Origin of the sequence: Blastococcus xanthinilyticus (assembly GCF_008124835.1) — a bacterium.
Classification (GTDB): domain Bacteria; phylum Actinomycetota; class Actinomycetes; order Mycobacteriales; family Geodermatophilaceae; genus Blastococcus; species Blastococcus xanthinilyticus.
Map to the genome: position 1 here is coordinate 237,625 of NZ_VNHW01000001.1, position 19,792 is coordinate 257,416.

At 72.9% G+C, this 19,792-nt stretch carries 18 protein-coding genes; 10 read left to right on the forward strand and 8 right to left on the reverse strand.

Going from position 1 to position 19,792, the window contains the following annotated elements:
• Positions 1 to 6: 6 nt before the first annotated feature.
• Both BD833_RS01150 and BD833_RS01155 read left to right on the forward strand, forming a co-directional pair.
• Entirely contained in the window at positions 7 to 549 is a 543-nt protein-coding gene (locus BD833_RS01150; RefSeq protein WP_208092268.1) for a QsdR family transcriptional regulator, read from the forward strand.
• A gap of 228 nt (positions 550 to 777) precedes the next feature.
• Complete coding sequence (locus BD833_RS01155) at positions 778 to 1,287, forward strand: DinB family protein (protein WP_166531285.1); 510 nt, start codon at positions 778 to 780, stop codon at positions 1,285 to 1,287.
• Positions 1,288 to 1,593: 306 nt separating this feature from the next.
• Here BD833_RS01155 and BD833_RS22840 read toward each other — a convergent pair whose 3' ends face one another.
• The 3 genes from BD833_RS22840 to BD833_RS01175 all read right to left on the reverse strand — a co-directional run bounded on the left by BD833_RS22840 (position 1,594) and on the right by BD833_RS01175 (position 6,610).
• Positions 1,594 to 3,294: an NAD-dependent epimerase/dehydratase family protein gene (locus tag BD833_RS22840; RefSeq protein WP_243737370.1), complete on the reverse strand. Its 1,701-nt coding sequence runs from the start codon at positions 3,292 to 3,294 to the stop codon at positions 1,594 to 1,596.
• An 82-nt stretch (positions 3,295 to 3,376) separates the two neighbouring features.
• Positions 3,377 to 4,852 carry an MFS transporter gene (locus tag BD833_RS01170; protein ID WP_166531286.1) on the reverse strand — a complete coding sequence of 492 codons (1,476 nt, stop codon included), beginning with the start codon at positions 4,850 to 4,852 and terminating at the stop codon, positions 3,377 to 3,379.
• Positions 4,853 to 4,876: 24 nt separating this feature from the next.
• Entirely contained in the window at positions 4,877 to 6,610 is a 1,734-nt protein-coding gene (locus tag BD833_RS01175; RefSeq protein ID WP_166531287.1) for a CocE/NonD family hydrolase, read from the reverse strand.
• Between the two features lie 141 nt (positions 6,611 to 6,751).
• Here BD833_RS01175 and BD833_RS01180 point away from each other — a divergent pair, with 141 nt between their 5' ends.
• Entirely contained in the window at positions 6,752 to 7,660 is a 909-nt protein-coding gene (locus BD833_RS01180; RefSeq protein ID WP_208092270.1) for a LysR family transcriptional regulator, read from the forward strand.
• A gap of 66 nt (positions 7,661 to 7,726) precedes the next feature.
• On the opposite strand, the gene BD833_RS01185 is transcribed toward BD833_RS01180, so the two are convergent.
• Entirely contained in the window at positions 7,727 to 8,581 is an 855-nt protein-coding gene (locus BD833_RS01185) for an SDR family oxidoreductase (RefSeq protein WP_166531289.1), read from the reverse strand.
• A gap of 123 nt (positions 8,582 to 8,704) precedes the next feature.
• On the opposite strand from BD833_RS01185, the gene BD833_RS22625 reads away from it, so the two are divergent.
• Positions 8,705 to 9,661 (forward strand): LysR family transcriptional regulator, encoded by a 957-nt coding sequence (locus BD833_RS22625; RefSeq protein WP_243737371.1) that lies wholly within the window; start codon positions 8,705 to 8,707, stop codon positions 9,659 to 9,661.
• 537 nt (positions 9,662 to 10,198) lie between these two features.
• On the opposite strand, the gene BD833_RS01195 is transcribed toward BD833_RS22625, so the two are convergent.
• Complete coding sequence (locus BD833_RS01195; RefSeq protein WP_166531290.1) at positions 10,199 to 10,840, reverse strand: NAD(P)-dependent oxidoreductase; 642 nt, start codon at positions 10,838 to 10,840, stop codon at positions 10,199 to 10,201.
• A 107-nt stretch (positions 10,841 to 10,947) separates the two neighbouring features.
• On the opposite strand from BD833_RS01195, the gene BD833_RS01200 reads away from it, so the two are divergent.
• Positions 10,948 to 11,442, forward strand: coding sequence for a MarR family winged helix-turn-helix transcriptional regulator (locus BD833_RS01200; protein ID WP_166531291.1), 495 nt, complete (start codon positions 10,948 to 10,950; stop codon positions 11,440 to 11,442).
• Positions 11,443 to 11,581: 139 nt separating this feature from the next.
• Here the strand turns inward: BD833_RS01200 and BD833_RS01205 are convergent, their stop codons facing one another.
• Together BD833_RS01205 and BD833_RS01210 are read right to left on the reverse strand one after the other, a co-directional pair.
• Positions 11,582 to 12,472, reverse strand: coding sequence for an ABC transporter permease (locus tag BD833_RS01205; protein ID WP_166531292.1), 891 nt, complete (start codon positions 12,470 to 12,472; stop codon positions 11,582 to 11,584).
• Positions 12,472 to 13,440 carry an ATP-binding cassette domain-containing protein gene (locus tag BD833_RS01210; protein WP_166531293.1) on the reverse strand — a complete coding sequence of 323 codons (969 nt, stop codon included), beginning with the start codon at positions 13,438 to 13,440 and terminating at the stop codon, positions 12,472 to 12,474. The genes BD833_RS01205 and BD833_RS01210 overlap by 1 nt, the downstream gene beginning before the upstream one ends.
• A 227-nt stretch (positions 13,441 to 13,667) precedes the next feature.
• Between BD833_RS01210 and BD833_RS01215 the strand changes: the two genes are divergently transcribed.
• The 3 genes from BD833_RS01215 (at position 13,668) to BD833_RS23420 (ending at position 16,536) form a co-directional block, all read left to right on the forward strand.
• Complete coding sequence (locus tag BD833_RS01215) at positions 13,668 to 14,894, forward strand: sensor histidine kinase (protein ID WP_166531294.1); 1,227 nt, start codon at positions 13,668 to 13,670, stop codon at positions 14,892 to 14,894.
• Positions 14,891 to 15,559 (forward strand): response regulator transcription factor, encoded by a 669-nt coding sequence (locus BD833_RS01220; protein ID WP_166531295.1) that lies wholly within the window; start codon positions 14,891 to 14,893, stop codon positions 15,557 to 15,559. The genes BD833_RS01215 and BD833_RS01220 overlap by 4 nt, the downstream gene beginning before the upstream one ends.
• A 155-nt stretch (positions 15,560 to 15,714) precedes the next feature.
• Positions 15,715 to 16,536 carry a GtrA family protein gene (locus BD833_RS23420; protein WP_166531296.1) on the forward strand — a complete coding sequence of 274 codons (822 nt, stop codon included), beginning with the start codon at positions 15,715 to 15,717 and terminating at the stop codon, positions 16,534 to 16,536.
• A 462-nt stretch (positions 16,537 to 16,998) separates the two neighbouring features.
• Here the strand turns inward: BD833_RS23420 and BD833_RS22850 are convergent, their stop codons facing one another.
• The gene (locus BD833_RS22850) at positions 16,999 to 17,445 is read right to left on the reverse strand and encodes a hypothetical protein (RefSeq protein WP_243737373.1); all 447 of its coding nucleotides are present in this window, start codon (positions 17,443 to 17,445) and stop codon (positions 16,999 to 17,001) included.
• 713 nt (positions 17,446 to 18,158) lie between these two features.
• Between BD833_RS22850 and BD833_RS01235 the strand changes: the two genes are divergently transcribed.
• Both BD833_RS01235 and BD833_RS01240 read left to right on the forward strand, forming a co-directional pair.
• Complete coding sequence (locus BD833_RS01235; RefSeq protein WP_243737374.1) at positions 18,159 to 18,683, forward strand: dihydrofolate reductase family protein; 525 nt, start codon at positions 18,159 to 18,161, stop codon at positions 18,681 to 18,683.
• Positions 18,684 to 18,769: 86 nt separating this feature from the next.
• On the forward strand, positions 18,770 to 19,741 hold the full coding sequence (locus BD833_RS01240; RefSeq protein ID WP_166531297.1) for a quinone oxidoreductase family protein: 972 nt from the start codon (positions 18,770 to 18,772) through the stop codon (positions 19,739 to 19,741).
• Positions 19,742 to 19,792: the final 51 nt, after the last annotated feature.

The following is a 19,792-nucleotide window of genomic DNA, read 5'->3' on the forward strand; positions in this document are numbered from 1 at the left end:
CGCGCCGTGGAACTCGCAGCCCGGTGGGTCAGCGCCGGTCGTCGGCTGGACATGCAGGGACTGGCCGACGAGATCGGCATCTCCCGCGTGACGCTCTTCCGGTGGGTCGGCAGCCGCGAGGACCTCCTCGGGCGGGTCCTGTGGCTGCTCACCGAGCGGTCGTTGACGACGGGCCTGCGCCGGTGGGAGGCGGAGCGACCGGCCGGGGCACCGCTGTGTGCGGGCACCGGCCGTCACGTCAACCTGATTCTGGCAGAGGCGACCGGGCTCCGACGGCTGCTCGACCAGGAGCCGACCCTCGCGATCCGCGTGCTCACCGATCCGCGGGGGCCTGTGCAACCCGGGTGCATCGCCTTCGTCGAGAAACTGCTGCGCCGCGACATGGAGGAGTCCGGCCTCGAGTTGACGGTGGCACCGGGGGATCTCGCGTACGCGCTGGTGCGGCTCAACGAGTCGTTCGTCTACGCCGACGTCCTGGCCGCCCGGCTCCCGGACGTCGCCACCGCCACTCGGTTGCAGGAGGCCCTTATCCTAGGGAGCAGCCGCTGAGTCGTCGTACGCTCGGGTCAACACGGAATCGCCCCGCTGCCCAGTCTCAGCCTGTCCGGGGTCGTCACCGCATCGGGTCCCTGTGGCCCTATCGCGACCGCCGCCGACATCGTCGTGGCCCCGCGACGCTCGCCGAACTCGCAGGAACGCCTCGACCACCGGCTTGTGAAGCGGCCGAAGCCCTTCGCACCATGCTCACGGACCCACATCATCGGAGGGAGCACCCGGATGGCCTCCAAGGACAGCAAGCCTCCACGACTGCGACAGAAGGACCAGAAGCCGCCAAGCACCGGGCAGGATGAGCGGTCGACTCTGCTGGGCTTCCTCGACTACCTTCGCGACGCAATCGCCGCGAAGCTCGAGGGAGCCCCGGAGCCCGAAGCCCGTACGGCAGGAGTGCCGTCGGGCACGACCCTCCTCGGGCTGGTCAAGCACGTGACGGCTGTTGAGCGGTTCCTCTTCCTGGGCGAGGACGCCAAGAGCTGGCCCAAGACGTTCCAGCCTTCTGCGGAGGACACGCTCGACGGCGTGCTCGCCGGATACCGGGAGGCGGTGCGGCAGGCGAACGAGCGCATTCTCGCCTGCACCGACCTAACCCTGCCCGCCGCTGACTCGCCGACCCGTGGATCGTCTCCGTCCATGAGATGGGCTCTCATCCACATGATCGAGGAAACCGGCCGGCACGCCGGGCACGCTGACATCCTGCGCGAACAGATCGACGGCGCCACCGGACGCTGACCCTGCAGACGTGCAGAAGCCTGGTCGCTGCTGCCGCAACCATGACTTGCCATGCCACAGCGGCTGTTCGCTGTCACGAGCTCCGTTGTCTTCGAGGCGCCTGGCGCTTCAGCTGAATCCAAAGCTCAGCAGGGGCGGGAGGGCTGTAGCACTGGAAGAGGGGGCTTCTAGCGGTGGACGCCGGCTCTACGGTCCCGGGGGGTCTCCAGTCGTCGAGACGGTGAGCCGGGGGTCAGCCAGCGGCCGACGACGCGGAGCGGCACGGTGAAGGGCGGCGCGGGTGCCGGCCACGCGGATCGCCCACAGCTACGGCGAGCTGGCTCCGGACAGATCTCGGAGCCGGTCGAGGAGGTGGTCCTGCAGCGCGCGGTGGTGCGCCGAGGGGTGCAGGTCCGCCGGCTGCTGGTGGTAGCGGCACCGGCCCGAGCGCCGCGCCTCCGCGTCGTCGCTACCGGCGAGCCACGACTGGGTCACCCGCGCCAGCTCCATGCCGTCCGGACCGCCGGGGCCGCCGATGCGCGTCGGCACCCAACCCGGGTTCACTGCGTTGACCACGACGTCTGGCCAGCGCAACGCCACCGCGAAGCCGAGCAGCACGTCGTGCAGCTGGGAGTCGCAGTACGCCTGACCTCCGTTCCAGCGGCGCGCTGCCCACTGCACGCCCTGCAGGCTCAGGTCCCCCACGAGGTGCATGCCGAGCTGAGGTGGACCAGTCGCTCGGGCCTGTCCATGAGCGCGGTCAGCGTGTACGGGCGAGCACGTTGACCGCCCACAGTTGGGCCAGCCCATCGGCCGTCTCGACCCGCCGGGGTTCCCGGTAGCCGATGCCCACGTCGTGACGACCCCGGTGAACGGCCCCGCCCTGTTCGCCTGCTTCGCGACGTCGCGCGCGGCGTCCACGGTCGACGGTCCCCCGGGACCACGTCGGCGACCTGCGGCAGCATGCGCCGCGCGTCCTCCGCCCGGCGTTCGGTTCTGGCGTGCAGCATCACCTCGTGCCCCTGCTGAGCCAGCAGCTGCCCGGCGCCCAGGCCGAGCCCGTCCGACGAACCGGTGATGAACACCCGCGCCATCTCGTCCTCCTCTGGTCCTGCCGTGGTCACCCGGTCGAGGGCCTGGTGTAGTGACCTGCCTCCAGGTCGGCCAGCAGGCCGGGGTGGGTCGGCTCCCACCCGAGGGAGCAGCGCGTGACGGTGCTCGACGCGGGGACGTCGAGCCCCGCGACGAACGAGATTCAGCCGAAGTGTTCGGCCGCGTCCTCAGCGGTGACGCTGCGGACCGGACCGGCACGTCGAGGTGGCGGCCGATGGCGTCGGCGATGTCGGTGAACGGGACGCCCTCCTCGGCGGTGGCGTGCAGGCGGGAGCCGGCGGGGGCGCCTTCCAGCGCGAGGCGGAACAGGTGCGCGGCGTCGAGGCGGTGCACCGCAGGCCACCGGTTGGCCCCGTCGCCGACGAAGGCGGAGGTGCCCCGCTCGCGCGCGATGCCGACCAGTGTGGGGAGGAACCCGTGGTCGCCCTCCCCGTGGACGGTCGGGGGCAGGCGCACCGCGGACGAGCGCACGCCGCGCCCGGCCATGGCCAGGACGACCGCCTCGGTGTGCGCCCGCGGTCCCGCACCGGGGTCGGGGGCGTCCGCCTCGCTCGACACCCGGCCTGTGGTCACGACCCCGGCGACGCCGGAGGCGATGACCAGGGGCCGGTCGGTGCCCTCCAGTGCGCCGCCCAGCGCCCGAACGGCGAGCAGGTCGGTCCGGGCGGCGGCGGGCAAGTCGGTGAAGTCGTGGATGAACGCCGTGTGGACGACGCCGTCGGCCGCGGCAGCGGCGGCGCGCAGGCCGTCGAGGTCGTCGAGCGCACCGCGCAGAGCGGTGGCCCCAACAGACTCCAGGGCGGCCGCGGCGGTGCCCGAGCGGGCGAGGCCGACGACCTCGTGCCCGGCAGCGAGGCACTCAGCCACGACGGCGGATCCGATGTAGCCGGTCGCACCGGTGATGAACACGCGCATGGGGAGGGCTCCTCCGTCGATCGATCTGGTCGTGGGAACACGATCGCCGGGGACGCCGGTGGGCCGGCATCCCCGGCGCTGCTCAGCTCGGGGATGCCGCGGTCCCGAGCGGCCGCGGCTCGCCGGCCACGGCGGTGATCACCGGCGTCCCGGGCTCGTGCCGCCGGCGCAGCCCGCTCAAGCAGACCGCCAGGGCCAGCAGCGCTACGGCGACCGCCGCGGTGACGCCCGAGCGGTAGGCGCCTGCGCCCGTCCCGGCGGCGGCGAACACCGAGGCCACGACGCCAAGGACCACCCCGCCACCGATCTGGAAGGACGCGGTGAACAGGCCGGAGGCGAGGCCCTGCTCGTCGGGGCGCGCGCCGGCGACGGCGCTGATGTTGGCCGCGGGGAAGCACATGGCGTAGCCGACGCCGATGATCGTGGACCCGACGCCGAAGACCAGCGCGTTGTCCAGGGTGCCCAGCGCGAGGGTCGAGGCGGTGCCCACGACCATCAGCACCATCCCCGCCGACGCGATGGGCCACGCGCCGTACCGGGTGACCCGGCCGGCCCACCACCCCGCGGTGAGCATCACCAGCAGCCCACCGGGCGCGAACACCAGGCCCACCTCGATGGGCGACCACCCGTGCTCGTTCTGCAGGTAGAGCGTGGCGAGGAACTGCCAGGCCACGTAGCTGCCCTGCAGGAGGAAGATCGCACCGTTACCGCGGGACAGCCCGGCCCGGCCGAAGATCGCCAGGGGCACCAGCGGGACCCGGCGCGAGCGCTCGATGGCGACGAAGGCGGCCAGCAGGGCGACCGCCGCCACCAGGACCCCGACGGTGGGGCCATCACCCCAGCCGCTCTCCGCCGTCCGGCTGACGCCGTACACCAGCGTCAGCAGGGCAGCGGTGACGACGACGGCGCCGAGCACGTCGACCCGCTGCCTCTCCCCGCGTCCTGCGGTGGCCGCCGGGCGGGGGATGACGCGCACGGCGGCGACGAGCAGCACCACGGCGAGGGTGGCCGGCACGAAGAGCACGAGCCGCCAGCTGGCCGCCGCGAGCACCCCGCCGAGAACCAGGCCGGAGGTGAAGCCGACGGCCGAGACCGAGATGTACGTACCCAGCGCCTTGGCCCGGGCATGCTCGTCGGCGAAGGTGTGCAGGAGGATGGCCAGGGCGGCCGGTGCGGTGAAGGCCGCGGTCACGCCCTTGACCAGCCGGGCGGCGATGAGGACCTCGCCGGAGGTGGCCAGCCCACCGACGACGCTGGCGACCACGAAGACGGCCAGGGCGGCCAGCAGCAGCTTGCGGCGGTCGAAGAGGTCGGCCAGCCGGCCACCGAGCAGCAGCAGGCCGCCGTACCCCAGCACGTAGGCGGTGATGATCCACTGCAGACTGCCGGGCGGCATGTCCAGGTCCTGCTGGATCTCGGGCAGGGCGGGGCCCATCGACGCGACGTCGAAGGCATCGATGAACTGCACTCCGCACAGCACGACCAGCAGCAGGCTCGTGGCCGCGGCGTGGCGGTTCGTGGTGGTGGTCGGCGCACGGCCGACCTGGTCCTGACTCATGGCGTTCTCCAGTTCTCGATGCGGTCAGCGGGTGATCAGCGGCAGGACCAGCCGGCTGGGGTGGTCCGGCCCGTGCAGCACCCGGTTGGTGGCCACGACCGCCTGGTCCAGGGACTCCTCGGCGATGACGCCACCGGTGTTGGTGTTGCGGTCGTAGCGGGGGAAGTTGCTGCTGGAGATCTCGAGACCGACGCGGTGGCCGGGCAGGAACACGTTGGAGGTCACCGACAGGTCGACCGTCACCTCGTAGACCCGTCCGGGCGCGAGCAGCTCCGGGGCGGCCAGCGAGTTGCGGTACCGCATCCGGGCGATCCCGTCGGTCAGGTAGATCGACCGGCCGTCGGGGAAGACGTCCACCAACTTGCCGGTGACGTCGGTGTCGAGCGCCGAGGAGGCCACGTGCAGCACCAGGGAGATCGGCCCGGTCACCTCGAGCGGCTCGATCAGCACCGGGGTGGTGAAGAGCAGGACGTCGTCCCGGGCCTCGACGTCGCGCTGGTCCACCGGGCCGACGGCATTGAGCGTGCCGGGCGCGATGAGGCGCCCGCCACGGCTGGGCACCGGGTCCGCCGGGTCGTAGGTGAACACGTCCGTGGCGTTCTCCCCGGGGCCGTCGGGCGACAGTCCCCCGTCCTCGGCGTCGGTGCCGGCCCGACCCGAGCCGGTCAGGTGGAAGTCGGTGTACCGCGTGTCGGGCAGAGGCCAGTCCTGCTCGTCGCGCCACTGGTCGATGCCCATCACGAAGATCCGCACCGGCGCGGTGCCCTCGAGGGCGTCCGTGCGTCCGCGCAGGTGGCGGTCGAAGAACGCCAGGTGCACGCCGGTGAGGTCGGCGGCCAGGATGTCGGCGCCGGAGCCGAACTGCCGGTCGAAGTAGGCGCCGGTGTAGCCGGTGTGGTCCCAGGGACCCATCACCAGGCGCTGGCCTGCGCGGGCCTCGGCGCTGCCCGCCTCGCGCCGCATCCGGGTGTAGGTGGACGTCGTGGCGCCGGCGAAGACGTCGAACCAGCCCCCCACGTTCAGAGCCGGTGCGGTCACCTGATCCGCCTGGTCGGAGATGGACAGGTCCTGCCAGAACCGATCGCGATCCGGGTGGCGCAGCATCTGCCCGAACCACGGGGCCGGGCCGACCAGCGCCGGGTGGTCGCTGGTGGGCATCGCGGCGAGGCGGGACGGCAGGGCGTCCAGCGCCCCGGCCACCTCCAGCAACGTGTCCGGAGGGCCGGTGCCGGCGGCCAGCGCCCGCTGCGCCCCGAAGAGCCCCATGAGGGTCGACCACCACAGGGACATGTGCAGCGAGAGCGCGCCGCCGTCGGAGTACCAGGGCGCCGTGTAGTGGTCGCTGGTCGTGACGGTCGGGGCGATGGCCTGCAGTCCGGCCGGCGACTCCGACGCCGTGGCCCACTGTGCCCAGCCGAGGGCCGAGGCCCCGAAGGTGCCGATGGTGCCGTCGGACCAGGGCTGGGTCCGCAGCCAGGCGAGCGTGTCGTTCCCGTCGTGCGCATCGTCCGACATCGGCGCGAACACTCCGCCGGAGCGGCCCGTGCCGCGGGAATCCTGCCACGCCACGGCGTAGCCGGCCTCGACCAACCGCGGGACGTCGATGGCGTTTGCCAGGAGGTTGGGGAAGTCCTTGGCGTACGGGGTGCGCACCACAAGCGTCGGGGCGGGCCCGCCCTCGGGGAGCCACAGGTCCGTGGCCAGGGTCTCGCCGTCCCGCATCTCGACCATGACGTCCTTCTCGACCCGGTAGCTCATCGCGGGTCCTCCCTCGCTGGTGCGGCGGTGGACCACCGCCGGCTGCGCGATCGACGCTAGGAGCGGTGCGGACGGGCCGTCCAAGACCTGTTCTGCACTCGGCCATGTCGTAGGCGCATGGCTCCTGCGTACCGTCGAGCTGTGCCGGATTCGTCGTCCCCGCTGCCCGACCTGGACCTGCGTCTCGTGCGGTACTTCACGGCGGTCGCCGAACACCAGAACTTCAGTCGCGCTGCCGACGCCCTGCACCTCGCGCAGCCCTCGCTGAGCCGGCAGATCCAACACCTCGAACGGGTCGTCGGTGCCCGCCTGCTGGAGCGCACCCCGCGCGGGAGCCGCCTCACCGCAGCCGGGGAGGCGTTCCTGCTACAGGCGCAGGAGCTGCTGCGGTCCGCGGACCGGGCGACGGCGCACGCCCGCGCGGCGGCCGAGCCCACCACACTCACCGTCGGGTACATCGGCAACCTCAGCGTGACGCCCGCCGTCCTGGAGCTGCGCCGCCGGCACCCCGAGGCCGACGTCCGCACCGAGTACCTGCTGTGGCACGAGCCGCACGCGGCGCTGCTCGACCACCGCGTGGACGTGGCACTCGCACGGCCGCCCTTCCCGGACGACACGCTCGACGTCACCGTCCTCTACGAGGAGCCGCGGGTGCTCGTCGTCCCGGTCGGCCACCGGCTCGCGGGCCGGGCGTCGGTGACGCTCGCAGACTTCGCGGACGAACCGCTGGTGCGTTTCTCGGAGGCGAGGTGGGACGCGTTCTGGCGGATCGACCCGCGCCCCGACGGGCGGCCGGCGCCGGACGGTCCGCTCGTCGAGGAGACCATGCAACGGTTCGAGCTCGTCGCCAGCGGGCAGGCGCTGTCCATCGCTCCCCCCGGCGCCCCGAGCACCTGGTTCCGCGAGGACCTGACGTCGGTGCCGATCGCGGGGATCGCGCCGACCCAGGTCGTCATCGCCACCCGGCCCGGGGACCGGGTACCGCGGGTCCGGGAGTTCCGCGACATCGCCGTCCACCGGCTCACCGCCCGGAGGACTCCCCCGCCCTGACCGGCCGTGCGCCGCTGGGGTGTGCGACCCCGGCGACCTGCTCCGCTTCCGTGGCGCGGAAAGGGTTCAGCGGGCCACGCCGGCGGCCTTCTCGTCCTGTTGGGCGCCGTCGACGTCGGTGGAGAAGGTGGTTTGCCGCTGGGCCTCGTAGCCGGCCAACCGGTCGCTGAGGGCGGCGCTGACCATCCGGTAGGCGTCCGACCCGAGCAGCAGCCGGCGCGGCGGCGCGTCGGCGTCCGCGGCCACGATCATCACCGCGACCACCTTGGCCTGGTCGCCGGGCATGGTGTCGACCGGGATGGTGCCCCGGGCCATGCCGGGGTGGTCGGCGTAGGCCGGGTGCACCGGGGTGCGCTCGGCGGCGTCGTAGAACGACGTCCGGATCATCCCGGGCTCCACCAGGGTCGTCCTGATGCCGAACGGCTCCACCTCACCGGCAAGGGCCTCGTAGAAGCCCTCGATGCCCCACTTGGTGGCGTGGTAGAGCGAGAACGACGGGAAACCGATGTGCGCGCCCATGCTCGAGACCTGCATCAGCAACCCGCTCCGCTGGGCCCGCAGGTGCGGCAGGGCGGCACGGGCCAGCTGGATCGACGCGGTCAGGTTGGTGGCGACCTGCCGGTCGATCTGCTCGTCGGTGAGCTCCTCGGCCGCCCCGAACACCCCGTAACCGGCGTTGGAAACCACGATGTCGACGCGACCGAGGTCGGCGAAGGCGGCGTCGACGACGGTACGCAGCTGCGCGGTGTCGGTGACGTCGAGGGCGCCGACCCACAGCCGTTCGCCGTAGGTCCGCGCCAGGTCCGCGAGCTGGTCGGGGCGGCGCAGCGTGGCGGCGACGCGGTCGCCGCGGGCGAGCAGCTGCTCGGTGAGCTCGCGGCCGAAGCCGCGCGAGGCGCCGGTGATGAACCAGGTCTTCATGACGATCGCTCCAGGTGCTGCCGGGGCACTCCTCTGCGTCCCGGGCTGCCTCCATTGAGCCCTCGGGTTCGTGACGCATCAACGGCGAACGCGGGTACGGTCGACAGGCCGACCCTGTCGATCGTGGAGGTGGTCGTGGAACTGCGGCAGCTCGCGTACGCCTTGGCGGTGGCCGAGGAGCTGCACTTCGGCCGGGCCGCCGCGCGCATGCGGGTGAGCCAGCAGTCGGTGAGCGAGCAGGTCCGCAGGCTGGAGCGGGAGCTGGGGGCGGCGCTGTTCGTCCGGACCAGCCGGCGGGTGGCCCTGACCGCGGTCGGCGAGGCCTTCCTCCCGGAGGCCAGGCGCGCGGTCCGGGCGGCGCAGCGGGCACGGGACGTCGGCCGCAGAGCGGCTCAGGGCCTGGGTCGGGAGCTGCGCGTCGGATACGCCGAGGACCTCGGCCCGCGGCTGTTCCAGCTGACCGGGCCGGCCCTGGCCGGCGAGCGCGTCCACGTGACTCCGGTGCCGATGCGCACACCCGAGCAGCTCGCCGAGTTGCGCGAGCAGCGCCTCGACCTCGCCTTCGGCTGGGCCCCTCCCCCGGCGCCGGACCTGGAGGACCTGCTGGTCACGCGGGAACCGCTGGTCGCGGCGATGGCAGCGGACCACCCGCTCGTCGGTGCCGGGCCGTTCGACCCACGCGCGTTGTCCGGTCGGCCCCTGGTGGTGGTCCAACGTGCCGTGAACCCCTGGCTGCACGACGCCATCCTCCGACAACTGCACGATCGGGGTGCCACCGTCACCGTCACCGCCGAGCACTCCACCATCGACCAGGTCCTGCCGCTCGTGCTGTCATCGGCAGCAGTCGGTGTGACGACGGCGAGCGCGGCGGCGAGCCGTTCGCATCCCGGGGTGGTCTACCGCCCGTTCACCGCTCCGAGCCCCACCGTCGACCACCGGCTGGTCTGGCGCCGGGACACCGGCAACCGGGCCGTGACGACGTTCGTCGACGTCGCGCGCCGATTGCGCGACTCCGGCGCCTTCCTGCCCGCCGAACTGCCGACCGGGCTCCCGCTGCCGGCGGCTCCTGGCGCGCGGTGACCGCGCCCGGCCGTCGGTGCCGGTCGGACGGTAGACGGTGGGGACACCGGTCCTGCACCGCGACCGGGCCGGTCGCAGGAGGAGCCGGCCGCCGCATGGACCACCACGTCGTGCGACAACCCCTCAGCCGGTACGCCGACCCGTGCAAGCGTCCCGTTCCGGTGAGCTGTGCGCTACGGGGCCGAGGGGGCAGCAGAAGGAGGCGGAACCGCTGGTCGCTCACCGGCAGCGTCCCGCGCGGTCGGTCAGGCGGGCACGAAGGGTCGTTCGGCACCTGCCCCGTCCCCTCGTCGTCGGGCCGAGCGGTTGCCTGCCGCTCTCGACGGGAACAGCGGCGCCGCCCTCACCGCGCCGACGGAGGACTGCGCCCGGGAGCGGCGGATGGCCGATGCGGTGGCTGGTGTGGCGGAGGCGGGGCAGGCCTGGCGCGGTGGGCGCAGGCCCGTACCGGACCGATCCCCCGGAGCCGCTCGACACCAACGCGTGGACGCGTCCCTCCCGGACGCACCTCGGGTCCCCGAGAGGAACCGCGCGGCATCAGCGGGCGGCGGCCACGACGACCTCACCCGCGTGGCCGTCACCGGTCGCCAGGTCCAGCATCACCGCGGCGACGTCAGCGCGGGAGATGCGCCCCGGCAGCACTCCACCGCGGTAGGCCGCGACCGGCACGGTTCGAGCCGTGCCGGAGGCCTCGCCGTCCTTGAGGATCGGAGCGTGCACGCTGACCGCACCCGCGGGCAGGACGAGCTCGTCGGCGGCCTCCTTGTCCGTCAGCTCACTCCTGAGCATCAGCTTCATCGCCGTGGACCACACCGGTCCCGCGGCGCCGCGCGACCTGCCCGAGCCCAGGGCGCTGAGCCACACGGTGCGGGGCACCACCAGGGCCGTGCCGTTCCCACTCACCACTCCGGCACCCGCGGCCAGGATGCCGGGCCGGCCACCTCGCGCGGTGCCCAGCCCGCTGACCAGCGCGTCACTCCCCGTGGCGAGCCGCCCGAGGGTGCCGGCGGCCCCGTTCGCGGTGACGTCCAGCTCGGCGACCTCGGCGCCGCGCCGGCGCAGGTCCTCGACGGCGCCGGGATTGCGGACCAGGGCCAACACGCGGTGGCCCCGGTCCAGGGCCTGCGTGGTCAGCTGGCGCCCGGTGGGTCCCGAAGCGGCGAGCACGGTGATGTCCATGACTGCTCCTCGTCTCTGGTCGAAGCTCCTCCCCGGATGGTCGAAGCTTCAAGTGTCAACGTAGTCCGGCATCACTTGAACCGTCAACTCAGAGTTATGCTGGCGACGTGACGACCGACCACGGCACCCCGCCCGACACGAGCACCGGCCCGGCTCTCGGGTTCACTCGGGCCGAGGCCTCGGCATGGATGGGGCTGCTGCGGGTGGCCACCCGCCTGCCGGCCGCTCTGGACACCCAGATGCGCGGCGAGGTGGACCTCACGTGCATGGAGTTCTACGTCTTGGCCTTTCTGGACGCCGCACCGGACGCGACCCTGCCGCTGAAGGCCATCGCCGACGAGGCGCACGTGACCCTCTCGCGCCTCTCGCACGTGGTCGCCCGCCTGGAGGCCGCCGGCATGCTGGACAAGCGCACCGCACCGGACAACGGGCGTGTCCGGCTCGCCACCCTCACCGACGACGGCAGGCGCCTGGTCCGGCGCGGCGGTCCCGCGCACGAGCACTTCGTCCGCGCCACCGTGCTGGCCGGGCTGACCGCGGCCGACCTGGACCACCTCACTCGGCTGATGGCGGTGATCGCCGACCGGCTGGCGAACACGTAGTCCCGGCGCCGTCCCGCCGCTCGTGCCCCGTCCCCGGGCGCGGAGCAGACCAGGGACGGCCGACTCGCGGAGGGAGCTACGTGCACCGACCGCCCCCCGCAGGAACGCGGGCGGGGCGGTCGGGCAGTGGCGGGCGGGGTCAGATCGGGCGCCGCTTCAGGGCGACGGCGGCGGCGAGGACCGGGATCACCACCCAGGCGGCGAACACGACGGCGCCGGTGGTGGTGCTGAGCAGCTCCGGCCCGGGCGTCACGCTGGTGAAGGAGCTCGCGGCGTTGGAGGGCAGGTAGGGCAGGACGCTGTCCTGGATGCTGGACGGCAGCAGCAACGCGCCGAGCCCGGGCACGAGGAACAGCACGGCGAACAGTGCCGAGATCGCCGTTGCGGTGCCCCGCAGCAGGGCGCCGAAGGCGAGGCCGATCACGGCGATACCGGCGAGGTAGAGGCCGCTGCCCAGGACCGCGCGCAGGACACCGGGGTCGCCCAGCGACGTGGTGGCGGTACCGCCGGCGTCGAGGAGTGCCTGCCCGGCCACGAAGGTGACCATCGAGGTGACCACCATGACCGGGACGGCGACGGCGCTGAGCACCACCACCTTGGCCCAGAGCACCGGCAACCGCGCGGGGACCATCATCATCGTCGTGCGGATCGTCCCGGTGGCGTACTCCGCCGTGATGGCCATGACGCCCAGCACCGCGATGATCAGCGGAGCTAGCATCAGGCCGGACATCACGATGGACGTGGGATCCCCGGCGCCCGGGCCGTCGCCGGCATCGGCCGGTTGAGCGAGCAGGCCACCGGTGAACGCCGCCGCAGCGAGGCCCACGAAGAGCAGGACTCCCGCGGCGGAGAACAGCGTGGTCTTGCTGCTGCGCACCGAGCGGAGCTTCACCCATTCTGAGCGCACCACGCCCGCGAACCTGGCCGGCTGATCGCCGGAGCGTCGCTGCTCCCGGGCGGCTGCCTGCTCGGCGGGGTGGTCGGGGGTGATCGCAGTGGTTAAGTCCGGGGGGATGAGGGTGGTGGTCATCACGCCGCCGTCCTTTCGGGAGTGGGGGTGGCGGAGGTGGTGGGGATGGGGCTGGAGCCAGCGGTGGTGAGGGTGCCGTGGTACTCCACGGCGTGGGCGGTCAGTTCCATGTAGGCCTCCTCGAGGGAAGCCCTCTGCAGGGTCAGCTCGTGCACGGTCAGCGCCGCGGCGGCCGCCCGGTCCCCGATCTGCTCGAGGCTCAGGCCGGTGACGTCCAGGGCGCCGTCGGTGCCGGTGGTCACCGTCACGTCGTCCCCGGCGAGGACGGCGCGCAGCTCGGCGGTCCGGGGGCTGCGGACCCGGACGCTGGTGATCGACTGCGCGACCAGGTCGGCCACGGAGATGTCGGCGATCAGCCGGCCGCGGCCCACGACGATCAGGTGCTCGGCGGTCAGTGCCATCTCGCTCATCAGGTGCGAGGAGACGAAGACCGTCCGGCCCTCGGCGGCCAGACCGCGCAGCAGTTCCCGGATCCACCGGATGCCCTCGGGGTCCAGCCCGTTGACCGGCTCGTCGAGCATCACCGTCTCGGGGTCACCGAGCAGGGCACTGGCGATGCCGAGACGCTGACCCATCCCGAGTGAGAAACCGCCGGAGCGGCTGCGGGCGACCTCGGCGAGGCCGACCAGCTCGATGACCTCGTCGACCCGCTTCGCCGAGATGCGGTGCGTGGCCGCCAACGCCAGCAGGTGATCGCGAGCCGATCGCCCGGGGTGCCGGGCGCCGGCGTCGAGGAGCACGCCGATCTCATGTGCCGGTGCCGCGTGCTCGCCGTAGGTGCGGCCGTTGACCGCGGAGCTTCCGCCGTCGGGCTCCTCCAGACCGACGAGCATGCGCATGGTCGTGGATTTGCCGGCTCCGTTCGGGCCGAGGAAGCCGGTCACGACGCCGGGCTGGATGGTGAAGGTGAGGTCGTCGACGACGGTCTTCTCGCCGTACCTCTTCGTGAGTCCGTGCAGCTCGATCATCGTGTCCTCCTGGGGGGCAACCGGCGGGTCCGGCTGGTGAGCACAAGACTTCGCGACCTGGGGCGCCGCGTCGTCGTCCCGGCGCGGACACCTGGGCGTACCGCGATCGGAGCACCCGGTGCGGCGTCGTCCCCGTAGAAGCGGGCCGGCCTACTGCCGGCGCAGCAGTGACCTCGTACCACGCATGGAGGACGCCGGGACGCCGTGCCCCTCCCTACGCTGGGGCGATGACCACTGCGGGCGTGCGCGCGCGGATCCATGCGCACCCGCTGCTCCTCGATGCCGTCGTCTCCGTCGTGGTCGTGGTCGTGGACTACTTCTTCGTGCCGTCGGTGTCGGGCAACCCGGCGCCTACGGCGGCCGAGCTCGCGCTGATCGGGCTCACCCTCGCCGCCGTGACCCTCCGGCACCGGTGGCCGGTGCGGGCGCTCGCGCTGACCGTCGCCGGCGCGTCCATAGTGGTGCTGTTGTACGGCATCGAGTCGGTTGCGACGCTGGCTCCCCTCGTCGCGCTGTACGCCGTCGCCCTGCGCAGCGACCGGCGGACCACGTTGCTCGCGTGGGCCTCCAGCGCCGCGGTCCTGGCCGCAGCCGGTGCGCTCGGTGCGCTCGCAGCACCGGGCGACGGGCCGTGGCAGGACGCGCTGCAGGTGGTCTCCTGGAGCGCTGCGGTGGCCGCCGTCGGCAACGGCCTGCGCAACCGGCGGGCCTACCTCGCCGCGGTCGAGGAACGCGCGGCGCGCGCCGAGCGCACCCGGGAGGAGGAGGCCCGCCGCCGGGTCGCCGAGGAGCGCATGCGCATCGCCCGCGACCTGCACGACGTCGTCGCCCACCACATCGCCGTGGTCACCGTCCAGGCGGGCGTGGCCCAGCACCTCATGACCAGCCAACCCGAGGCCGCGACCGAGGCCCTGGGCACGGTGCGCCGCTCGGCTGCCGCCGTCCTGGAGGAGCTCGGCGACATCCTGTCGGTCCTCCGCGGGCCCGGCGAGCCCACTGTGAGCGGCGCACCAGCGCCCGGGCTCGCCCGGCTCGACGCCCTCATCGAGTCCTTCGCCGCCGCAGGTCTGGAGGTGGACTGGTCACTGTCTGGAGCGCCGCAGGACCTCGCGCCGACCGTCGACCTGGTGGCCTACCGAGTCCTCGAGGAGGGACTCACCAACGCCCTCAAGTACGGCACCGGGACCGCGCACCTCAGCGTCGAGTACCGGACGACGACGCTGGTGCTGCAGGTGCGCAACACCGTGCGCATTCTGACGCCGGCCGGCTCAGCCCATGAGACACCAGACGGCCCCGCCCCCTCCGGCAGCGCCCTCTCCGGCACCGGCCATGGCCTGCTCGGCATGCGCGAGCGGGCAGCTGCGGTGGGCGGGAGCCTCACCGCCGCGCCGACGCCGGCCGGCACCTTCCTCGTCACCGCCGAGCTCCCGCTGCGTGCGGCGGCGCGGCCGTGACCGTCCGCGTGCTGCTGGCCGACGACCAGGGGCTCATCCGCAGCGGGTTCCGCGCCCTGATCGACTCCGCTCCCGACCTCGCGGTGGTGGGGGAAGCCTCCGACGGGGCCGAGGCGGTCGCCCTCGCGCGGACCACCCGCGCCGACGTCGTCGTCATGGACATCCGAATGCCCGGGACCGACGGCATCGAAGCCACCCGACAAATCTGCGCCGACGACGACCTCGCCGGCGTGCGGGTCCTGATCCTGACGACGTTCGAACTCGACGAACACGTCGTCGAGGCGGTCCGGGCCGGCGCCAGCGGCTTCCTCGGCAAAGGGGTGGAGCCCCAGGTGCTGCTGGACGCCATCCGCACCGTCGCCGCCGGCGACGCACTCCTCTCCCCCAAGGCGACCCGCACCCTGATCAGCCGCTACTTGCAGCCGGCCCGCGGGCCCGTCGCCGCACCCGCGGCCCTCACCGCCCTCACCAACCGTGAACGGGAGGTCGTCGCCCTGGTGGCCGGGGGCCTGAGCAACGACGAGATCGCCGCCACGCTGTACCTCTCGCCCCTGACGGCCAAGACCCACGTCAACCGGGCCATGACCAAGCTCGGCTCACGCGACCGCGCCCAGCTCGTCGTCCTTGCCTACCAGAGCGGCTTGGTGCGGGCCGACCCGACCTGACCCGCCCGGCGGGGCCGCCTCCGCCGCGCCGCCCCCAGGATCCCCGTCACGTCGCTCCAACGACGCTCGAATACTCCGGCTGCAGTACTCGAGGGGACACGAAGTGACATCACCGGGAGGACGTGCTCGCGCGATCGTCTCCATAGCGTCGTGACGTGCCCACACTCAGCTCACTCGTCCAGCACGGTAGCGCCCTCGCAGCCGCTGCCCGGTGGAGCCCCGGTGCGGGATGGCAGTTCAGCCGGTTCGTCTTCGTCGGCGCGGTTTCCAGCGCGCTCTATGCCGCGCTGTTCCTGACCCTGGCCGGCACCGACGCACAGCTGGCCAACCTCGTCGCCAGCATCGCCTCGGCAGCGCTCGCCAACGAACTGCATCGCCTCGTGACCTTCCGGGCCGGTCGTCAGATCACCCGGCTCGCCGCCCAGGTCCGAGGTGGCGGCCTCTCCGTCATCGCCCTCGTCGCGACGAGCGCCTCCCTCGCCGCCGCAAACCGACTCGTCGGCGACACCACCGCACTGCAACAACTCCTCCTCATCGGCGCGGTTACCGGGGCGATCGGCGCATCTCGTTTCGTGGCGCTGCGCCTGCTGGTCTTCCGGCACCGGTCCCCCATGCCCCAGCACGACGGAGCCCCGCGGATCACCGCCGCGGCGATGGCGCACGGCTCCAGCTCGAGCACCGAATCGGTCCACCTGCCATTCACCGTGCGGATCCTGGGCCAGCAGCCAGACGAGCGCCAGCCGCCCCGGCGCGAGGCCCAGCTCCCCGGTCAGCGCCCGGGCGGGCGCGTACCTGTCGTGGTCGCGCTCCAGCGCCCCGCCGGCGAGGCGCAGCGCGTTGTGCCGGACGTCGCCCTCGCCGAGCGAGCTCACCGTGCCGATCAGCGAGCCCCCACCGAGGGGCGACGATGCCGACGCCGAGTTCCTGGGCGGCCTGCAGGCGCTGGTCGCCGTCGCCGACGAGGGCAGTGGAGTTGACTCGCTTGCGTGGACACCTCGTTCCTGCGGTCTGAGGCTCAGGCCGCGGTAGGTGAACTCCACGGGTGACTGTCCGCCTCCAGCGGTGGATGGCTGCGCGGACTTCACTCACGTTGCGGAGTAATGCGGCCGGCGACGGCTTAGCCTCGCCGCATGCGTGCTGTGCTGATTCACCCGCTTCGGCGGCCCAGAGGTCCTGGACGTCGTCGACGTCCCCAAGCCGGAGGCCGGCCCCGGCCACCAGCTCTACGACGTCTCCACCGCGGCGTGAACGACGCCGACACGCACCACCTCGTGTCGTGACGAGCACCTCGACCACGGCCCAGCACGGGCAATGAGGATCGGCCGAGGGCTGCCCTGACCGGCCGGCACCGCGATCGTCGGTACCGGCGCGGCCAGAGGCGGTCATGGATCTACTGCGCCACAGCCCAGGCCGGTCGCTGCCGGGCTGGCGCCTCGCGCTCACGTCAGGTGCCGGGTGAAGAACCGGTTTGCGGCGTCCCCCTCGAACTGCGGCACGCCGGTGTGCCCGCCCATGTTGGCGTGCAGCGTCTTCTCCTGGGAGCCGAAGGCGTCGAACAGCTCCAGCGCCATTTGCCGGTCGTTCCCTGCGTCATCCCATTGGAGCAGGACGTGCAGCGGGATCGTGACCTGCCGGGTCTCGTCGAACAGGGCGCGGGGCACGAAGCTCCCCGCGAAGAGGACGGCCGCCGCGTTGCGGAGCTCCAGCGCGGCCATCCGGACGCCGATGGCGATCACCCCACCCGCATACCCGACCGGGCCGCCGATCTCGGGCAACGCGAGGAGGGCGTCCAGGGCTGCCCGCCATTCCGGCACCGCCTCCGCGACCAGTGGGAGTACGAGCCGGTCGACGATCCCCTCGTCGACCGGCTCGCCGGCCGCCAACACCCGGTGCAGGTCGGCGCGGCCTCCTCGACGGCGGCGAACCGGGGTCGGTCGCCGCCTCCGGGGAGCTCGATGGTCGCCGCGGCGAAGCCGTCCGCCACCAGGTGCCGGGCCCGGGCCAGCAGCCGGGGGTACATGCGCGGCAGTCCGCCGGGGTGGCCGAGCAGGATGAGCGGAGCCGGTGCGGACCCGGAGCCAGACGTCCACAGGATGCCGGGGATGTCGCCGAGGGTGAACTCGCGCTCGAGGACGTGGGCGTCGAGGCGTCTTTGAGAGGTGAACCTCATGGTCGTGCCTTCCGGGAGTGCTCGAACGGCGCTCCCGGGCGACTTATCGCCCGACCGCAACCCCGGAGGGGAGCACCCATGCCATCAGTGCGTTCACGGGTACCACCTCCTCATTCACTCGCGCGGCCGGCAGGAAGATAGCACCGGCCACCTCCACCGGCCGGTCGATTTCCGTCGCCGCTGCGTCGCCGGGGACGGTAGGCATCGCTGAGCTCGGCGCAGCGCGCGGGCTTGCAGGGACGATCGGCTGCAGCGTCACGGGGAGCTCGACACCCCGCAGCGCGGCCGATGAGTTCGTCGCTGCGGCCCGGTCCAAGCCCGTGACACCCCCACAAAGGGACGCCACCATGGCGGAGCTTCTCGTCGACTTCATCACCTCCCTCGACGGCTACGCAGCGGGAGAGGGCTGGCCCGGGTCCTGGGCCCTCGATGACCCAGGACTACCTGGCTCGGCTCGCCGAGCAGCCCGAGGCCATCTACCTGATGGGAGCGAACACCTACCGGCTGATGTCGGGCTTCGCTACGGGGGAAGTCCCGGATGGTCAAGCTGTCTTCAGGCCAGAGGAAGAGGCGTCCGTCCACGAGCTCATGCAGGCATCCAAGGTGGTGTTCTCCTCCTCGCTCGAGGAGCCACTGGCGCGGGCCAACTGCACGCTCGTCCGCGAGGACGCCGTCGAAGCGGTCCGCGCCATGAAGGAGAACAGCTCCGGGCTCCTCAGCACGATCGGCAGTCTCAGCCTGTGCCGGTCTCTGCTCGAGGCCGGACTCGTCGACCGCTTCCGGGTCGGGATGTTCCCGGTGATCACCGGGGCCACGGGCGAGGAGCGCATCTACGACGGCCACCCGGACCGCGCCCGCGAGATGATCGAGCACCGAACCTTCGACGGCGGCATCCAGCTGCTCGAGTACAAGCCACGCGTGCTCGACCACCCGCCGCTCGGCGCCCCTGCGTGACGTTGCCCCTGGCTCCCCGCGGCTGGCCCCACGCTCGAGCCCGGCGCGAGGAAGGTTCGTCGGCTTCGAGGACCTAGGGTCGCGACATGCGTGCCGTGCAGATCACCCGCTTCGGCGGCCCCGAGGTCCTGGACATCGTCGACGTCCCCGAGCCGGAGGCCGGCCCCGGCCAGAAGGTCTACGACGTCTCCACCGCCGGCGTGAACTACGCCGACACCCACCAGATCGAGAACTCCTACCTGGCGGCGCAGCAGCTCCCGCTGGTGCCCGGCGCGGAGTTCGTCGGCACCCCGGTCGGAGGCGGGCAGCGGGTCGTCGGCCTGCTGGACGGCGGCGGTTACGCCGAGAAGGTCGCCGCCAACGACGTCCTCACCTGGCCGGTGCCCGACGGGGTCAGCGACGAGCAGGCCCTGTCGCTGGTGCTGCAGGGCACCACCGCCTGGCACCTGCTGCGCACCAGCGCGCACCTCGCCGAGGGCGAGTCGGTGGTGGTCATCGCCGGGGCAGGAGGCGTCGGATCGCTCGCCGTCCAGCTGGCCCGCCGCTGGGGCGCCGGCCGGGTCATCGCCACCGCCTCCAGCCCGGAGAAGCGGGAGCTTGCCGAGAGCCTCGGCGCGCACGCGACGGTCGACCCGGCGCTCGCCGACGGCGACCCGAAGGCCTTCACCGGCGCGCTGCGCGAGGCCAACGGCGGGAAGCCGGTCGACATCGTGCTGGAGATGACCGGCGGGAACGTCTTCGCCGGGTCGCTGTCGGCGCTGGCCCCGTTCGGGCGGCTGGTCGCCTACGGCATGGCCGCCCGCACCGAGACGAAGGCCGTGCCCCCGGGCGCGCTCATGCAGCGCAGCCGGGCGGTCATCGGCTTCTGGCTGGCCCACTGCATGGCCCGCCCGCAGATGCTCGACGCCGCGATGACCGACCTGCTGCAGCAGGTCGCCGACGGACAGCTGCACCCGGTCATCGGGGGCCGCTACCCGCTGTCGGAGGTCCGCCGGGCGCACGAGGACCTGCTGGCCCGCCGCACCACCGGCAAGCTCGTCCTCGACCCGGCCCGCTGACGTAGGGCTGGTTGTCGCGCCGAGTGGGCCCCGGAGGGGTCCGCGCAGGCG

What these genes read in the sequence shown, in the direction of transcription:
- BD833_RS01155 (WP_166531285.1), top strand. Translation starts at nt 778, where the DNA reads ATGGCCTCCAAGGACAGCAAGCCTCCACGACTGCGACAGAAGGACCAG.
- BD833_RS01240 (WP_166531297.1), top strand. Translation starts at nt 18,770, where the DNA reads ATGCGTGCCGTGCAGATCACCCGCTTCGGCGGCCCCGAGGTCCTGGAC.
- BD833_RS01195 (WP_166531290.1), bottom strand. Translation starts at nt 10,840, where the DNA reads ATGGACATCACCGTGCTCGCCGCTTCGGGACCCACCGGGCGCCAGCTG.
- BD833_RS01215 (WP_166531294.1), top strand. Translation starts at nt 13,668, where the DNA reads ATGACCACTGCGGGCGTGCGCGCGCGGATCCATGCGCACCCGCTGCTC.
- BD833_RS01205 (WP_166531292.1), bottom strand. Translation starts at nt 12,472, where the DNA reads ATGACCACCACCCTCATCCCCCCGGACTTAACCACTGCGATCACCCCC.
- BD833_RS01175 (WP_166531287.1), bottom strand. Translation starts at nt 6,610, where the DNA reads ATGAGCTACCGGGTCGAGAAGGACGTCATGGTCGAGATGCGGGACGGC.
- BD833_RS01185 (WP_166531289.1), bottom strand. Translation starts at nt 8,581, where the DNA reads ATGAAGACCTGGTTCATCACCGGCGCCTCGCGCGGCTTCGGCCGCGAG.
- BD833_RS01210 (WP_166531293.1), bottom strand. Translation starts at nt 13,440, where the DNA reads ATGATCGAGCTGCACGGACTCACGAAGAGGTACGGCGAGAAGACCGTC.
- BD833_RS01235 (WP_243737374.1), top strand. Translation starts at nt 18,159, where the DNA reads ATGACCCAGGACTACCTGGCTCGGCTCGCCGAGCAGCCCGAGGCCATC.
- BD833_RS22840 (WP_243737370.1), bottom strand. Translation starts at nt 3,294, where the DNA reads ATGCGCGTGTTCATCACCGGTGCGACCGGCTACATCGGATCCGCCGTC.
- BD833_RS01170 (WP_166531286.1), bottom strand. Translation starts at nt 4,852, where the DNA reads ATGAGTCAGGACCAGGTCGGCCGTGCGCCGACCACCACCACGAACCGC.